The sequence below is a fragment of the Maribacter sp. TH_r10 genome, from assembly GCF_033101095.1.
Lineage (GTDB): Bacteria > Bacteroidota > Bacteroidia > Flavobacteriales > Flavobacteriaceae > Maribacter_A > Maribacter_A luteus.
In genome coordinates this window covers 1-10003 of record NZ_JAWMPY010000013.1, presented here as the reverse complement: position 1 = coordinate 10003, position 10003 = coordinate 1, and the positions used below count along the sequence as shown (strand labels likewise).

The following is a 10003-nucleotide window of genomic DNA, read 5'->3' as shown; positions in this document are numbered from 1 at the left end:
GCCAATGGAACTTCCACTACATTGCCTTCGCTATCCAATAAGGTCAAGGTGTCGTTCGTTCCGTCGGAATCAGAATCGGTTAAACTTAAGGTGCTATTCGTAGTATTCGTATCCGTCAAGGCTGCAATATCGGCCAATGGTATGGAAACCGTATTTAAATCACTGTCAGTTAAGATAAGGTTAACCCCATCTTCAGTTAAAGAAGCATTCGTTGTATCTGAATCAGTTGATGTCAATTCCCAAGAATCCCCATCCCAAAAATAGATAGTTCCTGTTGTTGTGTTAACGTACAAATCCCCAAGATCGGCTCCTGTAGGGCTATTTACCCCAGGTGCAACTACTTCGGTTCCTTGCAATACTTCACAATTACATTGATCTTCTAAATTTACAATAGTCTGTGAAAATGCGAATCCTGAAAACATTAAGAAAATCAGAATTAATATTTTTCTACTCATGACAAATTCCTTACTTATTATGGTTTCGTATTTCAAAATCTTAGAGTTTGTTCTGTTCGGTTTCAATTCTACTTAGAATGAATTCATTTTTATACAACAAACAAAATTAGTCCTATCACCTCCTTAGGAAAATATTTGTTGTGTATGTTGGAATTTGTACTGTATAGCACCGTAATCATGAGGTGTCGACAACGACATTTTGAGATTTTATAGGTGTTTCATTGGTCGATGAGCCTAATTATATCAATGGTTTCGAGAGATCAACCTTGTAAGGCATTTCTTATTTTTACATGGTCACCCAAGCATTTGAAATACTAATTTTAAATTTCAATATGGAAAAAAAGAAATAATCATCATGACTAATGATTACATAATGACTATGGATAATATAGAAGTTTTCTCACTTTAAGTTAAAAATCCTATTTTGATACATTTCCAAAAATTTATTATGGAAATACGGATTTCATTAATTTATTACTAATACAAAAAAGACCATTATTTTTCAATCATCATCCAATACTTTATCCATCCTAAAAAAACTACGTCAGAAAGTATTTAAGATTAGAAACACTTGGAAAGAATTCAATAACATCGTATAAGAAAACACTAATCTTCTTGTTATAATTGACACCAAAATTTTTACAGATAAAATCTGCTAAACAACAGAACTTGTATACATTATTTGAATAAAGATGGCATAAGGCTGACTTATTATTCGGTTTAATTCAATGGACCATCATTCGTTATTTGATACAATCTCTTACTAATGAGAATTCTTTAATACCCTCGAACGATCTAATTCAAATTTGTAAAACGTAAAATTTATCAATTAGGATTAACCCTATAAGTAATCCTTCGGTTGGTAATTACAGTATACACCTTTAAAATACTAAACGGGGAAAACTCAGAAGTTGAATTGCCAACAGTCGCCGTTGCCGAAATATATTCCCCTTTCGCGACCCCACTTGGTAGTGGGATACTAAATTTGAACTTATTGGTCGTATCGGTATTCCCATCCAAATCAGTATAGGAAGAAGTCCCTGAGTCTAAATCGGTTCCGCTGCCTTCAACAACAGTTGCTATGTAGGTCTGACCTTCACCATAATCTGTGGTCATACCGAGCTGGTTATCCCCCAAAACAGCATTTCCTTCATTGATATCGGTCAAAAAGAATTCGATAATGGCCCCTGGTCTTGCCCAACCTTCAATGACAATCGATGTACCGGTAATATTGGATAAGCTAATGACAGGGAAATTCATGGCCCCATTCGGCCCAGCATCAGCATCACTGTTATCATTTAATGTAACCCCATCTCCAATGGCATCGGATGCATCCAAATCGATTCCCAGCGCATCAGAGGCTGTACCATTACCATAGAACGAATTCTGTGAAATGAGATTCCCCGAGGTATTCCCTCCAGCAAGCACGAGTCCTGGGCCGCCATTGGATGCAATAATATTATTTGAAATAGTTGAATTACTCCCATCCAGTCGAATACCTGCATTCGCTACATTTCCACCGCAATTTCCCCCATCTTGTCCTGAAGAGGTCACGGTGTTCTCGGTAATGAGCACATCACCAGCGATTCCGTCCCCATCAATACCGAGAGAGGCGGCATTCTCGATCAAGTTTTGTTGAATTACAATCCCAGAACCGTTTCCGATGGTAATATTATCATCACAAGCAGCATCACCATTTGCTGTAATTTGGTTATTTTGTATCGTGGATGATGTACCACCATCTATAAAGATGCCCGCATCGGTGTTGGTTGCGATATAATTGCCATCGACCAGCATTGTACCATCGGTGATTTCAACGCCATAATCCACATTACCGGCATTTGACCCTAAGGCATTTACGCCCAGTAAATTGTTTGAGATCGTGGCTGAACCACCATCAACCCGTATAGCAGCATTATTATCGGCGTACACCGAGATATTTCTTATGATTGTATTACTCCCTTGTGTTACCAACACATCTCCTCCAATCCTATGAACTTGAATTTCCGGACGATCATAACTTGGCAGAACTGTTGCGGATATACCTACGGTAGTGCCCCCTGAACCAACAGTTCCTGCATTGGAGTTCCCAGAATAGGCGGTTTGCGTTCTTCCGTCTATATGGGTGTCATTATCGGTAATAACAGGTAAGGGGCTTCCATTTGGAATATCTATATCAAAGTAACCGCTTGAATAATTTGCATCTGCCGTTCTTCCCAATGGATCACTTGGTGGTGGAATCATAAAAACTGAAGTGTCCTCACCTGCTGCAGGGTCAAAAATACCATTTGCCTCGATATCAAGTCCTGTTTCGCCAAGTGTATTACTATTCAAGATAAATTGGTTCAAAGAGCCTTGGCCGATATCATTGGTGTTTACGATAGTATTAAAATTAAAACCGAAATCGATGCCTACAATTCCATTACCGGCAAGCGATACTGATGAAACACTCTGTGCCCCGGTTAATACACCTAGGGCTACATCTTGAAAGGCTGATGGATTAGCACCACCCACTTCGTTAGTCACACCAATAATGGTCGAGGAACTTTCATATGACCTAAATGTTTGCACAGGATAACACGCTGAACAATTCAATCCTCCTCCCCTATTGGACCTTACTGTTGAATTAACAACCTTTATACTGTAAGTACCATCGGGAATTCCTCCAAAAGAATAACGCCCGTTTAAATCGGTAGTTGTTCTTTGCACAAAATTACCGGAAGAATCAAAAATTTCCACGGTAGCACCTTGTACAGCTAGACCAGAAGATGCCAACCTATTTCGTCCTGCTCCTCCTGGATAATTGACATCTTCAAATACCATACCGGCAACTAGGTTTGAAGGCACCTTCAATATCACCGCATTTGAAATGACAAAATCCTGGCCTACATCGACATTTGCGGTTACCTGGGTATCCCCAGGTGAGATAAAAGTAGAAATATCGTAAGTGTCCAGATCCACACCATAAGAGGTGGCCGTATTGTAAACAGGGGTAACCGTATTATCGTAAATTGTGGAATTGTAAGCATTGTTTCCAGGTTGGCCTCCATCACCAGAAAGTATGTTCGTCACCGCAGATTGATTGGTAATGGAGAGTTCTTCAGGATTCGTTGAACCGGAACTTGAGCCATCAAGGTTTGGATCCCCCTCCCATGAAAGAAAGGAGGCTTTCGCACCTGATCCGGCTATGGCATAAAATGAATCCAACGTAAATGAAGTGCCCGCATTGCTCAATCCATCAAAACCTTGATATAAATTGATATTTACGGCGGGTAACGAAGGATCTTCATAAAAGACGAAAAGTGCCCAACCACCAAGAACAGTGGCCGTACTACAATAATTTCCGGTATTGTCAATGGTCAAACCACTAAAATCATAGGTGTTGGATGATGGGTCTGCGATACCTTGAACAATGGAGGTCACATCACTGACATACCCATAAAAGTTCCTATTGGTCAATGTAGTTTGATACTGGTAATTGGCATTGACCGTCTGCCCCTCAAAAGTTACGACTCCATCAACTACAGTACTTGAATGTGCCCAGTACAGATACGCCTTGTCAATTGTAGCGGTTGCCGGTATTGATGAAACCAAAGTATTGGATGAAGATGAGGTAATAGCACAGAAATCACCCGCATTACTTTCTGTCCTTAAAGTGCCTCCGGTTGTTGAATAGTCGTAGTACCCATCAAATTCTTGAAATAAGGTCAAAGGTACATTTGCCGATATCTGTGAGTTAATAGTACCTGTTCCGGTATCAGAATAATTAACGGTCGCATATTGGGCAATGGCATCTGTAAATTCAATGGTGAAATCTTCGTCAAATTCCGATACGCCATCATTTGTTATAGGTACGGAGATAGTCTGTACATTACCCACTTCACCATTAAAGGTTATTGTGCCTGATGTTGCCGTGTAATCACTTCCTGCTAAAGCCGTGCCATCCGCTGTTTGAAAATCCACTGTAAATGGCCTATTAACGAAAAATCCGAAAAAAGTAAAGCCGTGAGGAGCCCTGGTCTGGGTCACAGTGAATATCGCAACACCCACATCTTCATCAAAGGAAATATCGTTAATTTCGATTTTAGGACCCTCAGGATGACAGGAAACATCAGCTTGCCAACCTTCACCATTAGTACCTCCATTAGATACAAACCTGAATGTCAAACAATTAGTACCGTTCGTTGAATCAATGAAATCAGGTATATTATTATTATCATACTGACCTATCAATGTACCCCCAGTTGAATTTCCGTCATAGACATAAAGCAAATCCCCGCTCCTGACGTCAAAACTCGTAAAGTCAACACTAATGTAGTTATTGGCCGTATCTGCGCATATAGTATAAACAACATCCAGGTTATTACCATAGTTTGAAGTCCCACCAGGATCTAAGAATACATCACTACAGGTATTTTCAGTAACGCCGTCGTTCATAATCAAGACATCATCGTCATTTATAGTTCCAACTCCGGTATCGGAAATATCGACAGCAGTATCAGAAACACCTGTAAATTGAATCGTAAAAGTCTCAGGATTCTCAAAAGCTCCGTCATCCAAGATAGAAACTGTAATGGTTTCGGTATCACCGGCAGTACCATTAAAATTTAAAGTACCTATATTGGTTGTATAGTCCGAACCCGCCAAGGCCGTACCATCAACAGTTTCGTAATTTGCGGTAAAAGGCCCTGAGGCATTTGCTCCTATATGGGTTACGGTAAATGTTGCAGTACCGTCATCTTCGTTTACAGAAACATCCCCTATTGAAAGGGCTGGGGCGGTAGCAATTATATCAAATGAAACGGTCCGGGTTGACCCTGATGTTAAATCTGAGCTTAAAATTAAGACACCATCTTGATACACCCTTACATATGATCCCCCTCCATTCCAACCATCACCATAGCGATCCTGTAAATAAATATCATAATTAGTACCATAAGGTATTCCTGTATAAGTTTGTGGGCTACCAATATTATTATATGAGTTATTCCCAGATCCATTATAACAAGCCGCTGGATTACAAATTCTCCCTCCTATTTGAGTATTTGAAGGGTCTCTAAATGTAACTCTATTCTCAGAAGACCAATTTGGCCAATTTACTTCAATAGTTATTGTAGCTTGTGCTTGAACACCAACTCCTAAGAATAAAAATATCAGAACAATATAAAACCCTGGAACCTTTATTTCCATCATTTGATTAAATAACATTTGGGTAAAAATACCCATACAGAACAATATGCCGTAACTAATGTTGTATAACCCCTGTTTTAAGGTATGAATCAATCAAAATGCATCATTTCCTACAAAAAAATAAATGCATTTTATACATAAATATAAGAATATAAGCAAGTTACAAAACAATTTAAAAAGAAAGGGCACCTTCGTTGAAGGTGCCCTTTCTTTTAGTAAATAGACTTTTATTCCAAGATAATAAATTCTGATCTACGGTTTTTCTCATGCTCTTTGGCTGAGCAACGAACCCCATTTTCGCATTTATTGATTAATTTGGTTTCCCCAAATCCTTCACCTTTTAATCGATCTTCGGCGATGCCTTTGGAAATCATATATTGAACGGTAGCCTCTGCTCTTTTCTGCGAGAGCCATAGATTATAGGCATCACGACCACGACTATCGGTATGCGAATTTACTTTTATCTTCAGACTTGGGTATTTTTCCATTGCCGCAATGACCTTTTCAACCTCTATCTCTGAATCCTTACGGATATTGTACTTATCAAAGTCGAAATATATGGTACTCAATTGGAGTAATTTGGCCAAATCATCACCAAATCCTGCCGTAACCTGATCTCGCTCTAAATAGAAATCGATTATGTTAGGCTTGCCATCGGATTTACCTAAATATTCTTCTGAAGGCACGTAACCCTGCATTAAAGCCCTTACGAAATTACCTCTATTACAGTCTATTGACAAATTGTATTTACCGTCCGAATCTGTGACCGTAGTCAATAATTCCTGATTATCCTCATCTATGACCTTTACGGTTGCACCGACCAAAACTTCATTGGTTATCTTGTCCCTTACCGTTCCTGAAACGGATTGATCACAAACCAGTTTTAAAGGTTCTGTTTCCACAAATGAATAAATATCATCTGCACCTAGGCCTTCATCCCTATTGGATGCAAAATACCCTTTTCGTGTATCTTCTGAAAAAATGAACGTAAAATCATCCATTTTACTGTTCACAGGTTCCCCAACATTCATTACAGCCCCGTTATATGTACCCGACTCTATCTTTGTCGCAAACACATCGAGCCCACCAAGACCGGGATGGCCATCTGATGAGAAATACATAACGTTATCCGAGGTAATAAAAGGAAAAGTCTCCCTTGCCTCCGTATTTATCGTATTGCCCAAATTCTCGGGGGTTCCGAACATCCCGTCAGCATACAATGAAACACGAAAAATATCTGACTGCCCCAATGAACCTGGCATATCCGAAGCAAAATACAATGTTTTCCCATCTGGACTAAAAGCCGGATGCGCAGTAGAATACGAATCACTGTTAAAAGGTAATTCCTCAATATTGGTCCAGACACCATCCACTAATGTTGCCCGTAATAATTTAAGGCGGATTATACCATTTTCATCAGTAATGTATTTACCATCTTTAAAATTGTTACGCGTAAAGTAAAGATGTTTCCCATCATTGGTTACTACAGAGGTTGATTCATGTAATCTGGTATTGATATCATCCCCTAATTTAGTGACCCGATTATTATCGATACTATCACTATTGACTTTATAAAGATCCAAAAAGTCTTTCGAATTCCATGTATGCCTATATTTAGCTAAATTTCCCGTATCCCTATCAGAAGAAAAAATTAGACCCTTTTTGTAGTAAGAAGGAGCAAACTCCGAATAAGTGGTATTATATTCAAAAGGCTTTATTTCGTATCTACCGGAATTCTTTTTTATTTCTTCTAAATAATCTTTCTCCTGCTTGAAAAACCCTGCCCTTAAATCACCGGACGTCATTTGGCTGAATTGGTCCATCAATTCTTGGGATGCTTCATAATCACCCAAACTTTTTAGGCTCTGTGAATATCTAAAATAGTATTCCGGTCCTATTTCAGTCTTGTAATCTTTTAATAATCTTTTGTAAGTATCCGCCGCTTCTTTATAGTCTGCATTGAAATAATATGAATTACCTAGGTTTTTCAATAATTCGGCCGAAACATATCCCTTGTCCAGAACTTTTTTATAGATATCTATTGCAGGACTGAACGAATACTCTTGATATTTTCGATCGGCCTTGGTCAGAAACCTTTCTTGCGCCCATGTACTATGAGACATCAAAAATGCCAAAACGACAATAATTAAAATATTTTTCTTAACCATCTTTTATTGCTTTTAGAAGAATCTAGGCGAAACAAGATTTCGGAACGACTTGACCAATTCATATCTTAAGAAAACCTCGAAAGATCCATCATTAAACTGAGTACCTCCTAAATCCGTGGTTTCCCTATCATAAGCCAATCCTAGCATCAACTGATCTGAAATCTGAAAACCTACCATTGCACTAACTGCAGCGTCCCATCTGTACGCAGCACCGAATGTGAATTGATCGTTAAGCATAAAACTTGCCGACATATCAACTTGTAAGGGAGCCCCGCCAACTACTTTGGTCAATAGTGCAGGTTTAAATTTCAAGTTCCCGTTTAAATCCATTACATAGCCGGTAATCAAATAAAAATTTATACGCTCTTTTGATAAAAACTGAATATCGTTTGAGTCTTGATTACTATTGTCAAAATGCTCTGTTTCCAATAAGTTAGGAGCTGAAAGTCCGGCATAAAACGAATTAGTATGATAATAAATACCAACACCTACATTCGGCGAGAACTTATTTTCAATATTTTCTTCATTTACAGGTTCCACATCAAAATTTCGTAAACCCTGAAAATCCAAATTCAACAAGTTTCCACCTGCCTTTAATCCAAAAGATAGTTTTCCTTCCCTGGAGACGTCTATGGTATATGAAAGAATCGCGTCGAAATATGTTTCCTGAATTACTCCGTCCCCAATTTCATCGTTAACTATTGAAACTCCATACCCAAGTTTACTGTTCCTGATTGGTGAATGAAGGTTCAAAGTCTGCGTTTTAGGTGCTCCATCCAATCCTACCCATTGCGAACGATATAATGCGGCTATACTCAATTGCCCTCTAGAACCTGCATAAGCCGGATTTACACTCATTGTATTATACATGTATTGGGTGTACTGGGCATCTTGTTGAGCAGATACAATCTCTGTAGTCAGTATTGATAACAATACTACTAGAATGCTATTTCTTAAATTCATATAAATAGTATAAGGTATTACTTACTGACGTAGATATAACCACTATCAGTATTGTTCTCACTATTCCCTTTTTGATACTCAAAGATATAAAAATATATACCGGAAGGAAGATACTCACCAGCACTCACAGTGGACCTGCCTTTAGATCTACCATCGAATACATTATTCTGATTATTGTAATTCTCACCCTCGTAAACGGCAACACCCCATCTATTAAAAATTTTCAAGGAATTATTGGCCGCATTTCTAACTCCTTTTATAAATAGGAAATCATTTTTACCATCACCATTCGGAGTTACCATTTGGTTAACCAAAATAGCTTCCTCCTCTACCTCACTAACTTGAACCGTTACTATGGCTGTATCACAGTTTGAAGGATTTGCAACTTCACAGATTGAATATTCTATGGCATATGTACCTTCAGCCGTATTCGGCACCACTTCAATACTACCATCAGGATTGATTATTAATTGCTCTGTAGGTGTAACTGACAAAATAACATCTTCAGGGCTTACCGGTTCACCATTTAAAGTATCATTGTCAAAAATATTTCCATTAGGCACCACATCTCCATTTGTACCATCAACAAAAACACCAGAATAATCGTCATCCACGGCATCAATTTGATTATTAGCCATATCCACAGTTATCGTCACAGTAGCGGTATCACAATTCCCCATAGCATCACAAATCGTATACTCAAATGAATCTGTACCGGTAAACCCTTCATTTGGAGTATATGTAACCGTGTCGTCATTAGGGTCATCCGGAGTTCCCCCATCATTAATTACCACTACGCCATTAGAAGGATCACTAACTGTTAAGGAGTCGATATCAGGTATACCGGAATCGTTTGCCAAAATGTCAATATCTACTGGTGAATCCATTTCTGTAGAAGCAGTATCATCAACAGCATCTATAATAGGTGCTGTTCCCACTTCAATAGTTACAGTTGCCGTATCACAATTACCTTGGGCATCGCATACCGTATATTCGAAAGAGTCAGTGCCTTCATAATCAGAATTTGGTGTGTATGTTACGGTATCATCAGTTGGGTCGTCAGGTGTTCCCCCGTCATTAATAACAATGGTCCCATTTTCAGGATCAGTTACAGTCAACGTTCCATTTTCAGGAATACCCATATCATTCTCTAAAATATCTATGGTCAAAGGTGTATTTACATCTGTTGCGACCATGTCATCAACAACATCCAATAAATCATTCATA

Annotated in this window: 5 protein-coding genes; all 5 read right to left on the bottom strand. The window is 38.6% G+C overall.

Annotated elements, in window-relative coordinates; translation table 11 throughout:
- Nucleotides 1–455: hypothetical protein (locus R3X28_RS18995; RefSeq protein ID WP_317666442.1), on the bottom strand; the 455-nt coding region annotated here is incomplete at its 3' end.
- Nucleotides 456–1280: 825 nt separating this feature from the next.
- A complete protein-coding gene (locus R3X28_RS18990; protein ID WP_317666440.1) occupies nucleotides 1281–5648 on the bottom strand; it encodes a beta strand repeat-containing protein in 4368 nt (1455 codons plus the stop codon).
- A 224-nt stretch (nucleotides 5649–5872) separates the two neighbouring features.
- Nucleotides 5873–7813: an OmpA family protein gene (locus R3X28_RS18985; RefSeq protein ID WP_317666438.1), complete on the bottom strand. Its 1941-nt coding sequence runs from the start codon at nucleotides 7811–7813 to the stop codon at nucleotides 5873–5875.
- A 12-nt stretch (nucleotides 7814–7825) separates the two neighbouring features.
- Nucleotides 7826–8776, bottom strand: a complete 951-nt coding sequence (locus R3X28_RS18980) for a type IX secretion system membrane protein PorP/SprF (RefSeq protein ID WP_154368831.1) — start codon at nucleotides 8774–8776, stop codon at nucleotides 7826–7828.
- Nucleotides 8777–8793: 17 nt separating this feature from the next.
- Nucleotides 8794–10003: Ig-like domain-containing protein (locus R3X28_RS18975; RefSeq protein WP_317666436.1), on the bottom strand; the 1210-nt coding region annotated here is incomplete at its 5' end.